Raw genomic sequence first — 21,957 nt, 5'->3', positions numbered from 1 at the left:
CCAGGGTCAGTACCAAGCTTTTACCGGTCTTTCTATGCGTTCATCTATGGCACATGGTGGCATCGGGTCAAGGTGGCGGGGTTAAGACGAGTCCGAAATGTGGAATTCGTAGTTGTGTTAATTAGTAACATCCATATACTTTGCTACGGTTGTAGAACATAGTGCGTGTAGAGGCACGTTGTCTCTACTATTACTAGGATCTACATTGAAGACAGAAATCGGTATCGTGAAGTGGTTCAACAACGACAAAGGCTTTGGCTTTATCATGCCGGAGCAGGGCGGTAAGGATCTCTTCGCGCACTACAGCGAAATTCAGGGCAGCGGCCACAAGTCTCTCGAAGAAAACCAACGAGTGTCGTTTGTGGCTGGTCAGGGCGCCAAGGGCCCCTGCGCCACGCAAATCACCGTGCTGTAAAGAGTCTGCGCGCCCGTAACCGGGCGTCTGCAGCACCGCACGCGAGGTCGGTTCCTCTGAAACAGAGGGCCGGCCTTTTTGTTTTGACCCTCGATACGCTCATGCCAGCTTTGTGCCGCCTCAGCGGACTGGGCACATAGACCGAACGCTGGCGTCGGTGTTACCGGATGCGCAGCAAACGCAGGCCGTTGGCCACGACCAGCAGGCTCGCGCCCACATCCGCGAAGACGGCCATCCACAGCGTGGCGTGGCCGGTAATAGCCAAAGCCAGGAAGACGGCTTTGATACCTAGCGCCAGGCCGATGTTCTGCATCAGGACGCGGTGAGTCGCGCGCGACAGCCCCACGAACTGTGCGATTTTTCGCAGGTCGTCATCCATCAGCGCCACATCCGCCGTTTCAATGGCAGTGCCCGTGCCGGCGGCACCCATGGCGAAGCCGATATCGGCGCGCGCGAGCGCTGGCGCATCGTTGATGCCATCGCCCACCATGCCGACTTGATCACGATCGCTCAGTTTCTCTTCGACGGCACGTTGTTTGTCCTCGGGCAGGAGCTCCCCGTGGGCCTCGTCGATCCCCGCCTGTTCGGCGATGGCGCGTGCCGCGCGGTTGTTGTCGCCCGTCAGCATCAGCGTGCGTACGCCGAGGCGGTGCAGGTCGGTGATGGCTTCGCGGGTGCTGGCTTTCAGCGTATCGGCCACGGCAGCGACAGCGAGTATCCGTGCGCCATCGGTCAGCGCGATCGCGGTCTTGCCCTCGGCTTCATAGCCTTCGATCTGCGCCTTTAAAGCGGGCGTGTCTACGCCCAGCTCGCGCATCAAGCGCAGATTGCCTAGATGCAGCTGCTGTTCATCTACACGACCCCGTACGCCCCGGCCGGGCAGGGCGGCAAAGTCCTGAACCTCCGGCAGGCCGACATTTGCCCGTCCCGCAGTGTACGCTTGGGCGACGGCTTTGGAGACCGGGTGATCGGAGCGTGCGGCCAAAGCGGCTGCCAGGAGCGCGGCGGGAGCGTTCAACGCGTCATCCAAGGAGGAACCGCCGTCGGCAGCCAGCCCATCGGTAAAGTCGGTGCACACCGGTTTGCCGTGCGTCAATGTCCCCGTTTTATCGAGTGCCAGCCAGGTCAGCTTGCGCCCTTGTTCCAGGTAAATCCCGCCTTTAATCAGAATGCCGCGACGCGCAGCGGCCGTCAGTCCGCTGACTACGGTGACTGGTGTGGAGATCACCAAAGCGCAGGGGCACGCGATGATTAACAGTGCCAGCGCGCGGTAGATCGCATCCATCCATGACTGGCCCCATAGCAGGGGCGGCACGACGGCCACCAGCACCGCCACCAACACAACCACTGGCGTATATACCCGCGAGAAGCGGTCGATGAATCGTTGCGTGGGTGCCCGCGCGCCTTGCGCCTGTTCGACCGCATGGATAATCCGGGCCAGCGTGCTGTCCCCCGAAGCGGCAGTGACGCGGTAGTCGAAGGCGCCGGTCGTGTTGACCGTCCCTGCGTACACGACGTCACCAACCGTCTTGTCCACGGGCAGACTTTCCCCGGTGATCGCCGATTGATCGATCGCGGACGTGCCCTCGGCGATAACGCCATCGGCGGCGATGCGTTCCCCGGGGCGCACGCGGACCCAGTCCTCGATACGCAGCTCGGAAACCGGTACGGTCTTCCAGGATCCGTCGGGCTGACGTGTGGTCGCGGTCTGGGGCGTCAACGCCAGCAGGTCACGAACCGCGTTACGGGCGCGATCCAGGGCGCGCGCTTCGATCAGCTCGGCGATATTGAATAGCACCATGACCATGGCCGCCTCGGGCCACTGGCCAATCAGCACCGCGCCGGTCACGGCAATGCTCATCAGCGCGTTAATGTTCAGATTGCCATTGCGCAGGGCGATCCAGCCTTTACGGTAGGTGCCCAGACCGCAAGTCAAAATGGCGGCCACGGCGAGTACAGCCGAGATGGCGACGGGCAAACTGGCAAAATGCGCGGCTTCCGACAACGCGGCCAATACGCCGCCCACGGCTAGCAGAATGCCGGTACGCGACGAAGGTGCTTCCTGCGGAGCAGGGCCGTCGGCGTCCTTGTCGGATAGCACCTCGGGCGTCATGTCCAGCGATTTGATCGCCGCAACGACGGGGTCCAACGCGCCATCGTCGTGAACAACGGTCAGGATGCGCTGCATGAGGTTGAAGTGCACCTCATGAACCCCCGACAGTTTGTCCAGCTTCCTGCGGATCAAGGTTTCCTCGGTAGGGCAATCCATTTGCCCGATGCGCAGACGAGTCAGTTGCTGGCCGGGGCCGGCGCGCAGCGTGGCGTTTTCAGCCGAGGGGAAGGGTGTGCAGCATTCCTGTTCCGCATGTTCGTGGGCGTGACCATGGTGATGCCCGGCGCAGGCATGCCCGTCGGCGTGTTCATGGTGATGCCCCTCGCGGACATGCGCGTCCAATGCCTCGTGGTCATGATGCGAGTGATCGTGGCCATTCTGCTCGCCATGGGCGTGGTCGGTATGCGCGTGGCCATCGGTTTGATTACGCAGCAGAGTCATAGGACGGAATCCCGCGATGTGGTGACAATGCGCGCATTTCACACCCTAGAGTTACTATAGGGTCAACCCCCCTTGCCAGATTTCGCGGCATGCCGCGCAGCGATTCGAGGAGAACGCCATGAAAATCGGTGAATTAGCCAAAACCGCCGGCACGACCGTCGAAACCGTGCGCTATTACGAAAAAGAAGGCCTGCTGCCCGAGCCTGAGCGTACCCTCAGCAACTACCGCAGTTACGGCGCGGCGCATCTGGAGCGTCTGCGCTTGATTCGCAATTGCCGCGCACTGGATATGACGCATGAAGAAATCCGCACCATTCTGCAGTTGGCGGACGACCATCAAGCCGGCTGCGGACCCATCAATGAACTCTTCGAGGCGCATATTGCCCACGTAGAGGTTCGAATCAAAGAGCTGACTCAATTAAAGACGCAGCTCACGGAGCTACGTCGCCGCTGTTTGTCGGCACGGGCTGATACCGATGACTGTGGCATTCTGCATGGGCTATCGGAGATGGAGGTCAATGACCGGCCGACGCGGCATACCCATTTGGGCTGAGGTGGAACTGCGAGGTTTAGTGGGGCGCTCAAGTATGATGAGAATGTTTCTCGAATGACTTTTATGAGATTGGTTTGCCCATGACTGCTGTTTCCCCTTTGCATGCGTTGGCCTCGCGCCGCTCGATGAAGTTCCTGCGTGCGCCCGCGCCAAAGCAGGAAGAGCTGGACGAGATCCTGCAAGCCGCGATGAGCGCGCCGGACCATGGAAAGCTGCGTCCCTGGCGCTTTGTGTTGATCCGTGGCGAGGCTATCGGCCGCCTGGCCGATTTGGCGCTCGACGCGGTCAAGCGTAGCGGCGACCCGCGCATGACTCCCGAAAAAGAAAAATCGGTGCGTCAGTGGATGAGCGAGGTGCCGCTGTTCATTGGTCTGGCTCATCAGATTCATCACGACAACCCCAAGGTGCCGGAGCAGGAACAGCTGCTGGCCACGGGCGCGGCCGTCATGAACATCTTGAACGGTGTCCACGCACTCGGCTACGGCGCGTTCTGGAGCACCGGCATGGGGACGTACCTCGAAGAGGTGCAAGAAGCCTTGGGCTTTGATCCGCTGGAGTATCGTTTCTTGGGATATTTGGCGGTGGGTACGCCGGGATGCGCGATTCCGCCGGTGGAACGTCCCGATTTCCGGCAATTCGTCACGGAATGGACGGGCGAGTAATCGTTCAGGGGTATCGTGCGAGACCTGCAGTCAGGGTGTAAAGCCTGACTGCAGGCCAGCATCAAGCGGCGCCGGGCACCGGCGCCGGATGCGACTTAGCTCTGCGCCGTTTCTTCGAGTACACGACGCGCCTCTTCCGCAACACGTTCCGGGGCGGTGCCGCCGATGTGATTACGCGCGGCCACCGAGCCTTCCAGGGTCAGCACCTGATGCACGTCATCGCCGATGCTGTCGTGGTAGGCCTTGAGCTCAGCCGTCGACAAATCCGCCAGATCGCAACCGCGCTGTTCGCAATCGCGCACGGCGTGCGCCACGACCTCGTGAGCATCACGGAACGGCACGCCGCGTTTGACCAGATAGTCGGCCAGGTCCGTTGCCGTGGCAAAGCCTTGCAGCGCGGCTGCACGCATGTTGTCGGCCTTGACCTTGATTCCGGCCGCCATGTCGGCAAAGATCGTCAGCGTGTCGCGCAGCGTGTCCACCGTGTCGAACAGGCCTTCTTTGTCTTCCTGATTGTCCTTGTTGTAGGCCAAGGGCTGGCCCTTCATCAGGGTCAGCAGCGCCATCAGGTGACCATTGACGCGGCCGGTCTTGCCACGGGCAAGCTCGGGCACGTCCGGGTTTTTCTTCTGCGGCATGATCGAACTGCCGGTGCAGAAACGGTCGGCCAGATCGATAAAGCCCACGCGCGGGCTCATCCAGAGGACGAGTTCCTCGGACAGACGCGATACGTGCGTCATGATGAGCGCTCCAGCGGCGCAGAATTCAATGGCGAAGTCGCGGTCGGAAACGGCATCGAGCGAGTTACGGCATACGCCGTCAAAGCCCAGCGTACGGGCCACGCGTTCGCGATCGATGGGATACGAGGTGCCAGCCAACGCAGCCGCGCCCAGCGGCAGACGGTTAACGCGACGGCGGCAGTCGGCCAGCCGCTCGGCATCGCGGCCGAACATTTCAGCGTAGGCCAACAGGTGGTGACCGAAGGTCACGGGCTGCGCCACCTGCAAATGTGTAAAGCCGGGCATGATCGTCCCGGCGTTTTCCAGGGCGACCGTGGCCAGCGCATGGCGCAGTTGGCGCAGCAAGTCGATCAGGTGATCGATCTCGGCGCGCAGCCACAGGCGGATATCGGTGGCCACCTGATCGTTACGCGAGCGGCCCGTGTGCAGGCGCTTGCCAGCATCGCCCACCAGCTCGACCAGACGCTTTTCGATATTAAGGTGCACGTCTTCCAGATCGAGCAGCCATTGGAATTGGCCGGCATCGATTTCGGACAGGATCTGCGCCATGCCGCGCTGAATATCGGATAGATCCGAGGCAGCAATGATGCCTTGCGCGGCTAGCATGTCGGCGTGCGCCAGCGAGCCCTGGATGTCGTATCGCGCCAGGCGCTTATCAAAATCGACGGACGCGGTATAGCGTTTGACGAGATCGGAAACCGGCTCGGAGAACCGGGCGGACCAGGCTTGCGCCTTATTGGCGAACTGGTTTTGATCGGAGGTGGAGTTTTTTGCCATGATGGCCGGGATTATAGAGCCCCGCCAACTGGTGGCGATACCCCCTGGGCAGTGCGCACATCGTAGATAATTGGCCGGCAGGGCGACGAGTGGGGATCTTGCCCCGGCAATACGACGGAGTCAGAGCTTGTTTATGGACTGGAATCGCTTGGTGGAGCAGTTCGGGGATTACGTCCCCCATGCGCCGTGGGCACAAACGTTGGTCGGCATTGGGATACTGCTGCTGGTCGCGTTGATTGCCCAGTGGGTGGGCGCGCGCATTGTGCTGTTCTGCGCGCACCGGCTTTTGATTCTGACGGGTCGGAAAAACTGGGACCATGCGCTGCGGCGCCGGCGGGCATATCAGAACCTTTGGTATGCCGTTCCATTCGCCATCGTTTCCATGGGCGTGGGCTTGGTGCCGCATATGGACCGCGTCGTCAGCGTTGTGGGGCGCATCGCCCATGGCGCGGCGTGGATCTGCGTGTTCACCGCCGTGGCCGGCATGCTCAACGCGTTACAGGACGCGTATGCGGCCACGCCGCGCGCGCAAACGCGCTCGATCAAGGGTTATATCCAGATCGGCAAGCTGATGCTTGTTGTGATCTGCACGGTGTTGGTGCTTTCCATCCTACTGGATCGGTCACCCCTGTGGATGATCTCCGGTCTGGGCGCGGTGTCCGCGATTTTGTTGTTGGTGTTCAAGGACACACTGCTGTCCTTCGTGGCCAGTACGCAGCTCACCTCGAACGATATGCTGCGCATTGGCGACTGGATCGAGATGCCTCAGGCGAACGCGGACGGGTTTGTACGCGATATCGCGCTGCACACCGTGAAGGTACAGAACTGGGACAACACAGTCACCACGGTTCCCACATACAAACTGTTTTCCGAGAGTTATCGCAATTACCGTCAGATGTTTGAATCGGGGGGGCGGCGGATCAAGCGCACCTTGCGCGTGGATGCCTCGACTGTGCGGTTTCTGTCGGATGACGAGGCGAAACAGCTGATGCGGTTTCGGCTGCTGCACGATTATCTGACGGCCAAGACCACGGTGTTACAGCAGGCCAATAGCCAATTAGGCGAAGACATCGCGCAGGTGCCGGCCAATCGCCGCCGCTTGACCAATATCGGAACATTGCGGGCCTACGCCTTGGCGTATTTGAAGCAAAATCCAGAAATCCGTCAGGACATGTCCATGATGGTGCGGATGATGGAGCCGCAGTCAGATGGGATCCCTATCGAGGTGTACTGTTTCGCGGCATTGACGGCTTGGGTGGAATACGAGCGCATTCAAGGCGATGTGTTCGACCATCTGTTGGCTATCCTGCCAGAACTGGGGTTGCGTCTTTATCAGCAGCCGTCGGGTGCCGATGTGGGCGCGGTCGGACAGGGGCTGGCCGGCGCTTTGCAGCGTGAATTGGCACGCGAGCGGGCCGCCTATGGCGATTCTGTGCAAACCGAGGTCGGCTGGGACCCGTCTGGCGATACAGGCGTGCGATAATTTTTGTTTCGTCGTCAACCGCCTGGGAAGTCCCATTTTGGAATTGTCGTCTAGCCGTGCCGTCCGCGTCGGGATCGCGCAAATCAATGCTCACGTGGGCGATCTCGCCGGCAATGCCGCCCGCGTCCTCCAAGCCGCCCGCTCGGCACACGAGCAAGGCGCCGATATTCTGGTCACGCCTGAACTCGCATTGACGGGTTATCCGCCCGAGGACCTGCTATTGCGCCCGTCGTTTGTGCAACGGCAGCAAGCCGTGCTGGATCAGCTGCGCGCTGACTGTGCCGGGTTGACTGGCTTGCACCTCATTGTGGGGCATGTGCTGGCCGATGAAGGACATCTCTATAACGCGGCCAGCGTGATTTGCGACGGCCGTGTGGTGGGCGTGTATCGGAAACGAGAACTTCCGAATTACTCTGTGTTCGATGAGCGTCGCTATTTCGCCTCGGCCGACCAAGCGCTGGTATTTGAGGTCAAAGGCGTGAAGTTCGGGGTCAATATCTGCGAAGACATCTGGTTCGAGCACGCCCCGCGTGCGGCTGCGCAGGCCGGCGCGCAGGTGCTGCTGGTACCCAATGCTTCGCCTTTTAGTGTCGGCAAACAGGAAGAACGTCTGGCCGTGGCACGTCGTTGCGTGCAAAACACCGGCTGTGCCGTCGTGTATGCGAACCTCGTGGGCGGCCAGGATGAGTTGATTTTCGACGGAGCTTCGTTTGCGTTGAACGCGCAAGGCGAATGCGCCGCGCGACTGGCCGACTATGTCGAGGGTGTGAGCCTGATCGATGTCGACGGCGAGGGATCCGTGCATCCAGAGACCGCGCAAGCCGACGCGAGCCCCGTTTGTCTCGAAGAGCAGGTATGGAACGCGCTGGTGTTGGGCGTGCGCGATTATCTGGGGAAAAACGGTTTTCCGGGCGCACTTATCGGGCTGTCTGGCGGGATCGATTCGGCGGTGGTGTTGGCGGTCGCCGTCGACGCCTTGGGCGCCGAGAACGTGCGCACCGTGATGATGCCCTCGCGTTACACCGCCGGCATTTCCCAGACGGATGCCACCGACATGGCGCAGCGTCTGGGCGTGCGTCATGACGAAATCGCCATCGCGCCGGCTTTCGAGGCCTTCGAGGGCATGCTCGCGCCGCAATTCGAGGGCTTGCCGGTCGATGCGACCGAAGAAAACATCCAGGCGCGCGTGCGCGGCACGCTCTTGATGGCGCTGTCGAACAAAACCGGCTATCTGGTGCTGACCACGGGTAATAAATCCGAACTGGCGACCGGCTACTGCACGCTGTACGGTGACATGGCAGGCGGCTTCGCGGTGATCAAAGACGTGCCGAAGACGCTCGTCTACCGTCTGGCTGAATGGCGTAACCGCGAAACCGAGGTGATTCCGCGCCGTATCATCACGCGCCCGCCCTCGGCCGAACTGCGGCCTGATCAGACCGATCAGGACAGCTTGCCACCGTATGACGTCCTCGATGGCATTATGGAGCGCCATCTCGAACACAACGAATCGGCCGCGCAGATCGTCGCGGCGGGCTATGCGCAGCCGGCCGTCGAGCAAATTCTGCGGCTCATCCGAATCAATGAATATAAACGCCGGCAGGCGCCTCCGGGACCGCGCATCACCACGCGCGCGTTCGGTCGGGATTGGCGCTATCCTGTCACCAACGGGTACCGGGAAACGGTTTAGTCTTTTATCAGGGTCAGAATAACGTGAAACAAGTCACCGCCATCATCAAACCGTTCAAGCTGGACGAAGTCCGTGAGGCGCTCGCCGAGGTGGGCGTCAGTGGCCTGACGGTGACCGAAGTCAAGGGCTTCGGTCGTCAAAAAGGGCATACGGAGCTATATCGTGGCGCCGAGTATGTCGTGGATTTCCTGCCGAAGATTCGCGTCGAGGTGGTCTTGCCCGAGGATATGGTAGACCCGGCCATCGAGGCGATCATCAAGGCGGCGCGTACTGGCAAGATTGGCGATGGAAAGATTTTCGTCACGCCGGTTGAACAGGCGATCCGCATTCGTACGGGCGAAAACGGCGATCAGGCGCTTTAAGCGCGGTGCAGTCGGACCGGAATCATCCGACAGTTTGTGCATGACCACGCGCTTGAAACAGCTCCAGGCACTGGGCGCAGATCTCGCGCGTGATCGTTTGACGGGCGTGGTCCCGGCGTTCGACCATGCCGATACTGCGGCTGGGCTGGCCGACTTCATCGGGTAAACGGATTATCCGCAGGTCGGGACTGCTTAGCCAGTTGGAGCCATTTAATAATGGCAATAGTGTGACGCCGACCTCCTGCCGCACTAGTTCCACCAGCGTTTCGATCGCGTTCAGCTCCAGAAACTCCTCTGGGTGCATGCCTAATCTTCTCAATACCCGGTCGATCTGCCGGCCGGTTCTCTGCGTACGATCGAATCGTAAAAAGGGGTTGGCCGATAGTACGGCCGCCGCCGATTGCGCTTTCACAGCAGCCGGGGCGACGACGACCAGCGGCTCCTGATATAGCGGTGTCCATTGCATGCTCGCCACCTTGCGCGTGCCTTCTACGACAAACGCCGCGTCCAGGTCGCCGGCTTCCACCTTGCTAGCCAGTTCGCTTGCCTTGCCCGACAACACGCGCACATCCAGTGACGGATGCTGTCGCTTGAGTTGAGAAACGACCTTCGATAGCGTTCCCATGCAGGACACGATGGCGCCGATGGATACCGCACCGGCCAACTCCCCGGGCGAAGTACGCGGCCGTTTTAGCCGGTCGTAGAACTCGACCAGCTGCTTGATCTCGGGCAGCAGTTCACGGCCTGCCGCATTCAAAATAGCCAGCCGCCCGGTACGATCGAATAATTCCCGCCCCAAATCGGTTTCCAGTGCGCGCATCTGAAAGCTGATGGCGGCTTGCGTCAGCGCCATATGTTCGGCCGCCTCGGAAAACGAGCCGTGATGGGCGACCGCCAGAAAGCTGCGTAGGAATCGAATACTACTCATAAAAATATTTTTTACGAGAAATCAATTATTCAAATTGATTTAATTAAAGCACAATAGTAAGTTGATCGGCTGTACAGAATTTTCTTTTCTGTTTCTCTTGAGCGTAGAGCTTTCATGAAAAATTTCGATTGGCACAACCCTTATCCCTCGCACCGCATTCCGCAGTTTGCTCGCAATGTCGTGTCGACCTCGCATCCGCTGGCGGCTCAGGCTGGCCTGCGCATGCTGCTCAAGGGAGGCAATGCCATTGACGCCGCGATTGCCGCCGCCGCCACGATTACCCTGGTTGAGCCCGTATCCTGCGGGCTGGGCAGTGACTGCTTTGCCATCCTTTGGGATGGCAAGGAGCTGCACGGTTTGAACTCCTCGGGCGTCGCGCCTGCGGCGTGGAACGTGGAGTATTTCAAGGCCAAATACGGCACCGACGCTAATGGCCTGGCAAATCAGCCCAAGCGCGGCTGGGACGCCGTGACCGTGCCTGGCGTGGTCGCTGGCTGGGCAGCCCTGCATGAGAAATTCGGCAAGCTGCCGTTTGCGGACCTGTTCGAGCCCGCCATCGAAATCGCCGAGCGTGGCTACGCCGTGCCGCCCGTCGTGGCGCACAAGTGGGCCGCCGCGATTGACGACCTGCGCGATCAGCCGGGCTACGCCCAAACGTTCATGCCGAATGGCCGCGCGCCCAAGCCGGGCGAGCACTTCCGTATTCCCGAGGCCGCCTACACGCTGCGTCGCATCGCCGCTACCGGTGGCCGCGACTACTACGAAGGCGAGATCGCCGAGAAGATCGTCGCCTTCGCCAAGGAATGCGGCGGCGCGATGACCCTGGACGATCTGCGCAACTACAAACCGGATTGGGTCAAGCCGATCTCCAAATCCTACGGCGGCTATGAGCTGCACGAGATCCCGCCGAACGGGCAGGGCATTGCCGCGCTGATGGCGCTGGGCATCTGCTCGCACTTCGATCTGGCCAACATGAAGGTCGATTCGATCGAGTCGCAGCACGTGCAAATCGAAGCCATGAAGCTGGCGTTCTCGGACCTGTACCGTTACGTGTCCGATCCGCGCACCATGGACGTCACGCCCGAGCAGATGCTGTCGGACGCCTATCTGCAAAGCCGCGCCAAGCTCATCCGTCTGGATCGCGCCACGCAGTTCGAGGCTGGCCGTCCGCATGCTGGCGGCACGATCTATCTGACCGCGGCCGACGAAAACGGCATGATGATCTCGTTTATCCAATCGAACTACATGGGCTTTGGCTCTGGCGTGGTCGTGCCGGGTACCGGTATCAGCCTGCAAAACCGTGGCGTGGGCTTCTCGATGGATCCCAAGTCGCCCAACGTCGTTCAAGGCGGCAAGCGTCCGTTCCATACGATCATCCCGGGCTTCCTGACCCGTGGCGGCAAGCCGGTGATGAGCTTTGGCGTGATGGGTGGCGATATGCAGCCGCAAGGGCACCTGCAGACCGTTATCCGGATGCTCGACTACCATCAGCAACCGCAGGCGGCTTGCGATGCGCCGCGTTGGAAGGTCAACCGCGATTTCACGCTGGATATCGAGTCCACCATGAACCGCGCGACGGTCGACGGCCTGCAAGCCTTGGGCCACAAGCTGAAGTCGGTTGACGATCCCTATATGGATTTCGGCGCCGGTCAGTTTATCTGGCGCATGCACGAAAGCGACAACGAGCTGGGCTACGTCGCAGCCAGCGATCCGCGTCGCGATGGTCAAGCGGTTGGTTTCTAAGCCACAATAGGTTCACGACCCGGCCCGGTCTCTCACCGACACGGGTCGGGCGTCTATTACATCGACAAGGGAAAAAACATGAAGCGTCAGGCATTTAAGCTGGGTGTATGCGCTGCGGTCTTCGCCGCAGCCGCGGGTAGTGCGTTCGCGCAAGAGATCCGCATCGGGTTGCAAGAGGATCCCGATGTCCTCGATCCGCATCGTGCTCGTACTTATGTTGGCCGCATTGTCTTTACGTCGTTGTGCGACAAGCTGATCGACGTTAATGACAAGCTGGAATTCGTGCCGCAGTTGGCCGAGTCCTGGTCATGGAATGACGACAATACCGAATTGACGTTCAAGCTGCGCAAGGATGCCGTCTTTCACGACGGCACGCCGTTCGATGCCGCTGCCGCCAAGGCTAATATCGAGCGTGCCATGAAGCTGCCCGACAGCATGCGCAAGAGCGAGCTCACCTCGGTGCAGGAAGTCTCCGCGCCGGATGCCGAGACCCTGGTATTGAAATTGAAGTCGCCCGACGCGACACTGCTTGCGTCCTTGTCAGATCGGTCGGGGATGATGCTGTCGCCCAAGACGTTTACCGACGATACAGCCGCGGTCGGTCGCAAGCCCATCTGCTCGGGTCCTTATCAGTTTGTCCAGCGCGTGCAGAACGATCGCATCGTGCTGGAGAAGTTCGACAAGCACTACAACGCCGGCGATTATGCCTTCAAACGCGTGACGTTCTTGCCGATTCCTGATTCGACCGTACGCTTGTCGAATCTGCGTGCTGGCGGCCTCGATATTCTGGAGCGCATGAATCCTTCGGACGCGCAACAGGTCAAAAGCGATCCTTCGCTGCAGTTCGCTAACGTTTCCGGTCTGGGATACCAGCAGTTCTACTTCAATGTAGGCAATGGCAAGCGCGCCGAGACGAACCCGTTCAAGGATGCCCGCGTACGTCGCGCCTTTGAGCTTTCGTTGGATCGTAATGTGATCAACGAGGTGGTCGGCGGTGGGATTTTCGAACCGGCGAATCAGCCGTTCCCGCCCGCGAGCCCCTATCACAGTAATAAATTTCCCATCCCCGCACGCGATGTGGCTAAGGCAAAGGCCTTGCTGAAAGAGGCCGGCAAGGAAACGGTCAAGGCTGAACTGGCCTTTGGCAACAACACCACGACATCCGCCATCGCGGAGATGGTGCAAGCCATGGCTGCCGAGGCTGGCTTTCAACTGAGCCTGCGTCCGACGGAATATGCGGCGCTGTTGAGCGAAGCGCAGGGCGGCAACTTTGAACTGCTCATGCGTGGCTGGTCGGGCCGCGTCGACCCGGATGGCAATATCCATCAGTTCGTCACTTGCAAGGGCGGCCAGAACGACGGCCGTTATTGCAACCCCGAGGTCGACAAGCTGCTTAATGAAGCGCGCAAGGTGCCCGACGTCGAGAAGCGTCGCGAGATCTACGATCAGGCGCAGAAGATCATGCAGGACGAAACGCAGGCAGTGTATTTGTACTATCAGCCCTGGCCCTTCGTCTTGTCCAAGAAGGTGAAGGGGTTTCATCCCTCGCCTGACGGCATGATTCGCCTCAAAGGCGTGAGTTTCGCGCAGTAAGCGCGCCTCGCCGGTCGCCAGCCAAACAACGGGCCGTGACATAAGCACGGCCCGTGCCTCCTTTTGTCGTTAGGCGTGGCGTCGGCGTTTTACGGGTTGTTCTATGTTCAAAATCATCTTGCGCCGCGTGCTCGTGGCCATACCGACACTGATCCTCGTGTCGATGATTGTTTTCCTTTTGCAAAAGCTCTTGCCGGGCGATGCCGTGCTGACCATGGCCGGTGAGGAACGCGATCCCGCCGTTATTGAGTTTTTGCGAGAGAAATACAAACTCAATGCTTCCTGGCCTGTTCAGTATTGGGCCTGGGTGACCAACGTCCTGCAGGGCGACCTGGGAAGCTCCCTGCGTACCGATGTGCCCGTCACTCAACTGATCGCGCAAAAACTTCCGGTCACGTTGCAACTGGCCCTCATGGCGATGTTCTTTGCCATTATCGTCGGCGTGCCCATGGGCATCATCGCCGCTGTGCGCAAGGGCACATTGACCGAGATGGGCGCCAACGTGGCGGCACTCTCGGGGATGTCGATTCCAAATTTCTGGCTGGGCATTCTGCTCATCATGTTGGTGTCCGTGCAATGGCGCCTGCTGCCCGCATCGGGGTATGTGTCGCCGTTCGAGGATTTCTGGCTGTCGATGAAGACGATGCTGATGCCGGCCTTGGTGCTCTCGACCGCGATTGCCGCCTACTTGATGCGTCATACGCGTTCCGCGATGCTGGAAGCGCTCAACGCTGACTACGTGCGTACCGCACGTGCGAAGGGTGTATCGGCGCGCCGCGTTGTGTTGCGCCACGCACTACGCAATGCCTTGATGCCTATCGTGACCCTGGTCACCTTGTTGTTCGGCGAGCTGATGGCCGGGGCCGTGCTGACCGAGCAAGTTTTCACCATTCCAGGATTCGGCAAGCTGATTGTCGACGCGGTGTTTACCCGCGACTACGCGGTGGTGCAGGGGGTGGTCCTGTGCGTCGCGGTCGGGTTCATTGTGATGAATCTCCTGGCCGACATTCTGTACATCCTGGTTAATCCACGTCTGAGGCACGCATGACTGCTACGACTGCTACGGCTGTTAATGCCGCACCGCCCCGCAGCCGCAATCGCGCCTGGGGTAAATTCAAACGTAATCGCGTCGCTCTGTTTGGCGCAGCCATTGTGCTGGCGATGGTCATCGTGGCGATCTTTGCCCCGATGCTGGCGACCTACGATCCTTTTCAAACCAGCTTCATGGCCATACGCAAGGCCCCGTCGGCGGCGCATTGGCTAGGCACCGACGAGTTGGGTCGCGATATCTACAGCCGCATGCTGTATGGCGCGCGTGCCTCGCTCATGGCCGGTGTCGTGTCCGTTGCCATTGCGGTGCTCATTGGCGTGCCCTTGGGGTTGATATCCGGGTACTTCGGTGGGTGGATCGACAGCGTGATCTCCCGGTTCACCGAGGCGCTGCTGGCCATTCCGTTTTTGATTTTGGCCATCGCACTGGCTGCCTTTCTGGAGCCTAGCCTGACCAACGCCATGATTGCCATTGGCGTGTCTGCCGCGCCGAAATTCGTGCGCCTGGCGCGCGGGCAGGTGCTGGCCGTGAAAAGCGAGGATTATGTGCAAAGTTCGCGCGCATTAGGTGCATCGGATGCACGCATCATTCTGCGCCATATCCTGCCCAACATCATGCCACCGCTCATCGTACAGGCAACCATCACGATTGCCACCGCCATCATCGCCGAGGCCAGCTTGTCGTTCTTGGGCTTGGGTTTGCAGCCGCCAAATCCCTCGTGGGGCTCCATGCTCAATACGGGCAAGAACTTTATGGTGCAGGCTCCGTGGATGTCGATTTTCCCCGGGACGGCAATTTTCCTGGTGGTGCTGGGCTTTAACCTGCTGGGCGACGGTTTGCGCGATGCGCTCGATCCGCGGCAAGACAAATGAGCGCGATGACAAACATGGATGCAAAACGAGTCGTAGAGGTCAGCGGGCTGACCGTGCAATTCAAAACGCCGGACCGTGTGGTTCAAGCCGTGCGCGATGTGTCGTTTCACGTCGATCGCGGCGAGACGCTGGCCATTGTCGGCGAATCGGGCTCCGGTAAATCGGTGACGTCACTAGCTATCATGCGGCTGGTCGAATTTGGTGGCGGCCGCATCGTCAACGGCGATATGCGTTTGCGTCGCCGGGACGGCAGCGTGCTGGATCTGCGCCAGGCAGACGAACGCGTCCTGGAACGCGTGCGCGGCGCCGATGTCGCAATGATCTTCCAAGAGCCGATGACCTCGCTCAATCCCAGTTTCACCGCTGGCGCGCAAATCGCCGAAGCGTTGCAGCTGCATCAGGGCCTGGATGGCAATGCCTCCCGCGCCGAGGCGCTGCGCATGCTGGAACGTGTGCGTATTCCCGATGCGCGGTCGATTCTGGATCGCTATCCGCATCAGCTCTCGGGCGGTATGCGCCAGCGCGTGATGATCGCGATGGCGCTGTCGTGCAAGCCCCAGCTGCTGATCGCCGACGAACCCACCACCGCGCTGGATGTGACGATTCAGGCGCAGATCTTGCAGCTTATCCGTCAGCTGCAGGAAGAAATGGACATGGGGGTGATCTTCATCACGCACGATATGGGCGTGGTTGCAGAGGTCGCCGACCGGGTTCTTGTCATGTATCGCGGCGACAAGGTAGAAGAGGGTGGGGCGGATGAGATTTTCGCCTCGCCGAAGCACCCCTATACGCGCGCGCTGCTCTCGGCCGTACCACGGCTGGGTGCCATGAAGGGCACCGATGAACCGGCGCCCTTTCCCTTGTTGAAGGTCAGTGAAGCCCAGGCCGAGAACACAACGGCTCATCTTGACGATCCCATCATGCTACCCAGTACGGTGCGTCGTGATCAGGGGCCGGTGTTGCGCGTCAAGGATCTGATCACGCGCTTCGACATCACGGGTGGCATCCTGGGGCGTGTGCAGAAACGCGTGCATGCTGTTGAACGCGTGAGCTTCGACCTATATCCGGGCGAAACCTTGTCGCTGGTGGGGGAGTCTGGCTGCGGCAAAACCACGACCGGCCGTTCCTTATTGCAGCTGGTCAAGAGCCAAGGCGGTAGCATCGAATTCGATGGGCAGAACATCGGCAGCCTGCGCGGTGCCGCCATGCAGACGCTGCGCCGCCATATCCAGTTCATCTTCCAGGATCCGTTCGCGTCCCTGGACCCGCGTATGACCGTGGGTCATTCCATTATGGAACCGCTCTTGATTCACAACGTGGCGCGGGGCGCGCAAGCTCAGGAGCGTGTGCGTTGGCTGATGGATAAATGTGGCCTGCTGCCGGAAATGGTAGACCGTTATCCCCACGAGTTCTCCGGAGGGCAGCGTCAGCGCATCTCCATTGCGCGCGCCCTCGCACTGAATCCCAAAGTGATTGTGGCCGACGAATCTGTCTCCGCACTCGACGTGTCGATTCAGGCGCAGATCGTGAACTTGCTTCTCGATTTGCAACGTGAGCTGGGCATTGCATTGCTGTTCATCTCGCACGATATGGCTGTGGTGGAACGCATCAGCCATCGCGTGGCGGTGATGTACCTGGGCCAGATCGTTGAAATAGGCCCAAGACGTGCCATTTTCGAGAATCCGCAACACCCGTATACCCGCAAGTTGATGGACGCTGTACCCATCGCCGATCCCCAGCGCAGACATCGCGCCAGGTCGCTGCTCGTCGATGAAATCCCCAGTCCTGTGCGCAAGGTGGGCGACGATCCGGTCGTCGCACCGCTAGTGCAGGTGGGCGAGGGTCATTTCGTCGCGCGTCATCCGGTGGGGGTGTACGCGGGGTAGCAGTCAGCTGGCTCTAACTCGGCCTGAGTTACGTGGCTCAACGCCACGAGGTCACTGGTCCGTAGTGGGAAGTCACAAAAAGGGAGCCGCTTGTCGGCTCCTTTTTTCATGGAAATTCTAGATTGAAGTGAAATCTAAAATTTCCTTTAGTCCGATATTTGCGACAAATGAGTTCTATAACTTCAATCTGAAATTTATTAATTCATCATGCCCGCGTTCTAGACCTTCATAGGAATGCGACAGCATGACCACGACGACTGTTACGGCGAAATCTGCCGGCCAGGCCTCTCCGCGCCGTTCATTCACATTTCCCGCCCGGTTCCCATACAAGACTTTTCGCGCGGCAATACTGGCGTTGGCTATTCCGTGTTCAGCGTCCGCCTATGCGCAGAATAAGACGCTCGCGCTGCGCCCTGCGGCGCTCCAGGAACAGACGACTACTGATGGCTGGTTCTCTTATTCCTCTCTCGCCAACACCGTCAATCAAGCGGCCAAGATGTCCTCGTCTGCTTGGTCCACTGTCGCCGCGGACGCTATTCCATATGGCCTGGGTGTAGTGACAGGGGGCGCCGTGGCGTGGGGCAAGGACAAACTCGGTAGCCTGATCAGCACAGCCGTGCAAGCCGATCCAGTGACCGCCGGCGTCTCCGCGCTGGTCGCAATCGCCGCTACTGCCGCCGCCCGCCAGTTTGAGCAGGGTGTCTACATCACCGATCAGATCGCCGCTCTGCCCGAAACGGTCACCGAGACCGTAAGTCAGTACATGCCGACGGCTTTTAATACGGGCGTCACGCACGGATATAACGCCGGGACCGTCGGTCTTTTTCTGAACGACTTAAATAATTTGCGTCTCGCTCACCATGCTCAGGCTGACGTGATAGCGGCACAGCAGGCTGCTGCCGCAGCCCAGGCGAAGCTCTTGAAAGACGTCGATAACGCCAATCTGAGGGGCACAATCGCAGCCGCTTTCGGTATGCAATTACCAAAAAATTTAGACCATGCCGAGCTGCAAAAGCACGTCGCCGAGTTGAAGTCTAAGATCGAGGGGCTCGATGCCTCGCAATTGAACAAGGCGTTGGCGCAACTGCAGCGCATGCACCACACCTGTGGTTGGATAGTCAGAGAGACTGTGCGACAGGTGGTCGATGCGAAATCCGCCACCGCGACGGCTGCGAAGGGCTACCGCGCTGTCATGAAATCCGATGAGGTCCAGGAGGCGGTCTCGCGCCTGTGGGACACGGCGTCGGAATATTGGGAGGGCGGGGAGCCGCAGGCCGAGCCGAATGGGGTTGGGGATATTGCATTCGAGAACGCCTCGATTGGGTACGCCGCTACTGCTAACGCGCCGGCCAAGAGCTCGGTTGGGCAACAGGTCACACCTTGGGTGAATCAGAATCCCGCGCCATTAGCCACTATAAAAGAGGAATCTGCTGATGTGGCCACCGGTAGCTGGTCCAGCGTTGCCACTGAAGCGCTTCCATATGGTCTAGGTGTCGTGACGGGGGGCGCCGTGGCGTGGGGTAAAGACAAACTCGATAACCTTATCGGTGCGGTCGCGGAAGCGGCTCCTGTGGCCGCTGGCGTCACTGCCCTTGCCGCGATCACTGCCACTGCCGCGGCACGCCGTTTTGAGCAAGGCGTCTACATTACCGATCAAATCGCCGCGCTGCCCGAAAAGCTCACGGAGACAGTAAGCCAGTACATGCCGGCGGCGTTTACCACCGGTTTAACGCACGGGCAGAGCGTCGCGACGGTTACCCTTTTTCTGAATGACTTGAACAATCTGCGTGTTACACGCGATGCTCAGGGTGACTTGGCAGCCGCCCAGCAGGCCGCAGCGGCTGCTCAGGCGAAGCTATTAACCGATGTCGATAACCCGAAGTTAAGGCCCACTATCGGAGCAGCGGTCGGTATGCCCGTACCGAAAAATCTACATCCAGCCGAGCTGCAAGATTTAGTTGGGGAAATGAAATCCAAGATTGAGGGGCTTGGTCCGTCGGAATTGAACAGTGCATTGAGGAATCTCCAACGCTTGAACCACCCCACGGGTCGGATGGTCAGGGAGGCTGTGCATCAGCTGGCCGATGCGAAATCGGCCGCCACAGTGGCTGCGAAGACGTACCGCACTGTTATGAAATCCGATGATGTCCAGGGGGCGGTCTCAAATTTATGGGATTCGGCGCTTGAATATTGGGATGGCGGGGGCTCGCAGGGGGGCTCGAACGGAATGTTGGATATGGCTTCCGATAGAGCCTCTATCGCACAGCAGGCCGTTGCGCCGAGGACCCGACCTGAGCTGGTAAGCACCACGGATAATCAATTGGTTGTTTGGAATTCGACAGGTTCGCAGCCCGCCGACCCGGTGGTTTCCAAGCGTTTGGCTCTACCCGATGCGCCAAGTCAGCCAAGCGCTGACCCCGGCATGAATGACCGGGCTCTTGTCGTATGGCAACCATCGGTCCAGTCCGTCGTTGCTGATGAATCATCAGGCAACCAGCTCGTGCCGTGGACGCCCGTCGAGCAGCCGTCCGACCCGGTCGTCCCCGTGAGCGGGCAGTTGGCTCTACCTGCTCCTGCTCAACAGGCGGCGCCTACCGGCACCTCCGCCGGCGAGCCTGGCGCTAATAGCCGAGCGCTCGTCGTCGCGAACGCCGCCGACGGGACTGATCCACAACAGGAACTTGCGCGGGCCCCGGTGTTGTCGTTGGACGCGGAATCGAAGCCCGCTCTCCCAGCGGTATCGGCGCCTGCGCCGGAACCCGGGATGGATCCATCGTCTTCTGAAATCCCAGAGTCCGCTGGTAAGTCGGAAATCTTCGTCATGGACGTGGCAGAAGAAGAGGAGCAGGAGGACGATGCTACGGAAAACGATGCTGCGGAGGACGATGCTGCGGAGGATGACATTGAAGCGGACGTCGACACGGAGCAATCCGATGAGGCCGAGACCCCTTTAGAACAGGTCGCACCGCCAGTCGTAACCATGCCCCCACCACCGAGCGCACAGGATATGGCTATACGCCCCGAGGCTGGTGCCTACAACGGCAATGCCCGCGCAGCGAATACGATGTTCCAGATGAGCTTGAGCGATCGCCTGGGTAGCTACAATCCCAACGCCGCTGGTTCCCAGCGCGGCAATGCCTGGGTTCGCTATAGCGGTTCGCGCAGTCAGTCGCAAGACAGCACCGGCCAGCTGAAAACCACGGGCGATCAGAACACGGTCATGATGGGCGTTGACATGCTCAAACAATCCAACCACACCGGCAATCAGTTCACCGCCGGAGTGATGGGCGGGTATGGCCACTATGCCGGTGAAACACGTTCGAATCGTCTGAACAGCTCGGCCTCGGGCAAGGTGGACGGTCATGGCTTTGGCCTGTATGGCACCTTTCAGCAGAACACGGGCGCTGGCCAAGGCATCTACGCAGACAGCTGGCTGATGTGGAACCGCTTCGACAACCGTGCGAAAGGCGCGAACGCGCCCGCGCAAAAGTACGACGCGCAAGGCGTCACGGGGTCGGTGGAGGTGGGCTACAACGTCAAATTGGCGGAGCGGGCCAATGTGAAGTACTTGATCCAGCCGCGCACGCAAGCCATTTATCAGAACGTGCGTTCAAAGAACCTGCATCAAGCTGATGGAACCAACGTCAAATTCGAAAACAGCTCACGCGTGCAAACGACGGTCGCCGTGCGCGCTGCGGCGCAAATCCGCACGGGTCTGACGACCATGGTTACGCCGCATATCGAAGCCAGCTGGTTACACACGAGCAAGGGCTACGGCGTGAAAACGGACGAGGCCAAAGTGAATACGAATAGCGGTCGCAAGGTCGGTCAGCTGAAGCTAGGCGTGCAAGGCGAGGTTAACCGCAACGTGTCCTTAAACGCGGGCTTGTTTCATAGCCGAGGCAATGACCGTTATCGCGAGACGGGCGGCAACGTATCACTGACGTATCGCTATTGAGGAATCTGCGGAAGCTCGGTTTCTCTGATTCGCCCGTCAGTTTGATCGGTCAGGCGAGTTCCACGCCAAAGCGCCGCACTGCGTTGCATGATGACTGGGTGAGCTTACGGCCGACCTCGGGGTCTCGGCCGCTGCGATACCAGAGCAGCATGTTACCGTCATGCCGGGCGATGTTGGCCAGGACCGTGGTCTCAATATCCAGCGTGCGAGAGAGCTCGCCTTTCTTCACGCCTTCGCTGAAGATTTCAGTCAATACCTCTGTCATGACACCGTAGTACGCGCGAACCGATTGCCTGGCCGGCGTGTCGGTTTCGCGGAACTGCAGACTGGTGAGGATCAGTATGACGAGGTCGTCGGGATTCTTGGCCGCCCAGATCGCCTGCTGCTGTACGAACGCCACCAGCTTGTCTACCGCAGTGCCGGTGTGCGCACGCAGATAATCTTGCGTGCGCAAAATGGAGCGTTCGCGGATGCGATCCAACAAGTACACCAGCAAGGCTTCTTTTGTTTTGAAGTAGTAGTAGACCGCGCCCTTGGTGAATCCGGCCTCGTCGGCCACCTGCTCGAGGCTGGTTTCCGTATAGCCATAGCGCGCGAACAACATCAAGGCCGCACGTTCAATTTTCTCTACGCTTGCTTCTTTGTCTTGCTTTTTCTTTGCCATTGCTCAACCAGTTGAAAAAATACCTGGGC

The 21,957-nt window shown here is 59.9% G+C and carries 16 protein-coding genes; 12 read left to right on the top strand and 4 right to left on the bottom strand.

Going from position 1 to position 21,957, the window contains the following annotated elements; genetic code table 11:
* Positions 1-205: 205 nt before the first annotated feature.
* Positions 206-415, top strand: coding sequence for a cold-shock protein (locus GOQ28_RS14570; protein WP_160351402.1), 210 nt, complete (start codon positions 206-208; stop codon positions 413-415).
* A 160-nt stretch (positions 416-575) separates the two neighbouring features.
* Here the strand turns inward: GOQ28_RS14570 and GOQ28_RS14565 are convergent, their stop codons facing one another.
* Positions 576-2,969: a heavy metal translocating P-type ATPase gene (locus GOQ28_RS14565; RefSeq protein ID WP_202109725.1), complete on the bottom strand. Its 2,394-nt coding sequence runs from the start codon at positions 2,967-2,969 to the stop codon at positions 576-578.
* A gap of 118 nt (positions 2,970-3,087) precedes the next feature.
* Here GOQ28_RS14565 and cadR point away from each other — a divergent pair, with 118 nt between their 5' ends.
* Both cadR and GOQ28_RS14555 read left to right on the top strand, forming a co-directional pair.
* Positions 3,088-3,522, top strand: a complete 435-nt coding sequence (gene cadR, locus GOQ28_RS14560; RefSeq protein ID WP_160351401.1) for a Cd(II)/Pb(II)-responsive transcriptional regulator — start codon at positions 3,088-3,090, stop codon at positions 3,520-3,522.
* 80 nt (positions 3,523-3,602) lie between these two features.
* Entirely contained in the window at positions 3,603-4,184 is a 582-nt protein-coding gene (locus tag GOQ28_RS14555; protein ID WP_160356952.1) for a nitroreductase family protein, read from the top strand.
* Positions 4,185-4,279: 95 nt separating this feature from the next.
* Here the strand turns inward: GOQ28_RS14555 and argH are convergent, their stop codons facing one another.
* The gene (argH, locus tag GOQ28_RS14550) at positions 4,280-5,701 is read right to left on the bottom strand and encodes an argininosuccinate lyase (RefSeq protein ID WP_160356951.1); all 1,422 of its coding nucleotides are present in this window, start codon (positions 5,699-5,701) and stop codon (positions 4,280-4,282) included.
* A gap of 133 nt (positions 5,702-5,834) precedes the next feature.
* Here argH and GOQ28_RS14545 point away from each other — a divergent pair, with 133 nt between their 5' ends.
* From GOQ28_RS14545 to GOQ28_RS14535, 3 genes are read left to right on the top strand one after another with little or no spacing between them, the layout of a single operon-like run.
* On the top strand, positions 5,835-7,184 hold the full coding sequence (locus tag GOQ28_RS14545; RefSeq protein WP_160356950.1) for a mechanosensitive ion channel family protein: 1,350 nt from the start codon (positions 5,835-5,837) through the stop codon (positions 7,182-7,184).
* 43 nt (positions 7,185-7,227) lie between these two features.
* The gene (locus GOQ28_RS14540; RefSeq protein ID WP_236844375.1) at positions 7,228-8,871 is read left to right on the top strand and encodes an NAD+ synthase; all 1,644 of its coding nucleotides are present in this window, start codon (positions 7,228-7,230) and stop codon (positions 8,869-8,871) included.
* A gap of 23 nt (positions 8,872-8,894) precedes the next feature.
* Positions 8,895-9,233 (top strand): P-II family nitrogen regulator, encoded by a 339-nt coding sequence (locus GOQ28_RS14535; protein WP_160351396.1) that lies wholly within the window; start codon positions 8,895-8,897, stop codon positions 9,231-9,233.
* 22 nt (positions 9,234-9,255) lie between these two features.
* On the opposite strand, the gene GOQ28_RS14530 is transcribed toward GOQ28_RS14535, so the two are convergent.
* On the bottom strand, positions 9,256-10,161 hold the full coding sequence (locus GOQ28_RS14530; protein WP_160351395.1) for a LysR family transcriptional regulator: 906 nt from the start codon (positions 10,159-10,161) through the stop codon (positions 9,256-9,258).
* Between the two features lie 114 nt (positions 10,162-10,275).
* On the opposite strand from GOQ28_RS14530, the gene ggt reads away from it, so the two are divergent.
* From ggt to GOQ28_RS14500, 6 genes are all read left to right on the top strand, one after another.
* Entirely contained in the window at positions 10,276-11,904 is a 1,629-nt protein-coding gene (gene ggt / locus GOQ28_RS14525; RefSeq protein WP_160351394.1) for a gamma-glutamyltransferase, read from the top strand.
* Between the two features lie 78 nt (positions 11,905-11,982).
* Positions 11,983-13,497 (top strand): ABC transporter substrate-binding protein, encoded by a 1,515-nt coding sequence (locus GOQ28_RS14520; RefSeq protein WP_160356948.1) that lies wholly within the window; start codon positions 11,983-11,985, stop codon positions 13,495-13,497.
* Positions 13,498-13,600: 103 nt separating this feature from the next.
* Entirely contained in the window at positions 13,601-14,545 is a 945-nt protein-coding gene (locus GOQ28_RS14515) for an ABC transporter permease (RefSeq protein WP_160351392.1), read from the top strand.
* Entirely contained in the window at positions 14,542-15,420 is an 879-nt protein-coding gene (nikC, locus tag GOQ28_RS14510) for a nickel transporter permease (protein ID WP_160356947.1), read from the top strand. Before GOQ28_RS14515 ends, nikC begins: the two co-directional genes overlap by 4 nt.
* Before the next feature lie 14 nt (positions 15,421-15,434).
* Complete coding sequence (locus GOQ28_RS14505) at positions 15,435-17,306, top strand: dipeptide ABC transporter ATP-binding protein (RefSeq protein ID WP_236844374.1); 1,872 nt, start codon at positions 15,435-15,437, stop codon at positions 17,304-17,306.
* Between the two features lie 244 nt (positions 17,307-17,550).
* Positions 17,551-21,264, top strand: a complete 3,714-nt coding sequence (locus GOQ28_RS14500; protein WP_160356946.1) for an autotransporter family protein — start codon at positions 17,551-17,553, stop codon at positions 21,262-21,264.
* Positions 21,265-21,313: 49 nt separating this feature from the next.
* Here the strand turns inward: GOQ28_RS14500 and GOQ28_RS14495 are convergent, their stop codons facing one another.
* On the bottom strand, positions 21,314-21,928 hold the full coding sequence (locus GOQ28_RS14495; RefSeq protein WP_160351389.1) for a TetR/AcrR family transcriptional regulator: 615 nt from the start codon (positions 21,926-21,928) through the stop codon (positions 21,314-21,316).
* Between the last annotated feature and the right edge of the window lie 29 nt (positions 21,929-21,957).

The sequence above is a fragment of the Bordetella sp. 02P26C-1 genome (genome assembly GCF_009763255.1).
Classification (GTDB): Bacteria; Pseudomonadota; Gammaproteobacteria; order Burkholderiales; family Burkholderiaceae_B; genus Bordetella_A.
The sequence above is the reverse complement of the archived record's forward strand: the minus strand, read 5'-3'. Positions and strand labels throughout refer to the sequence as shown.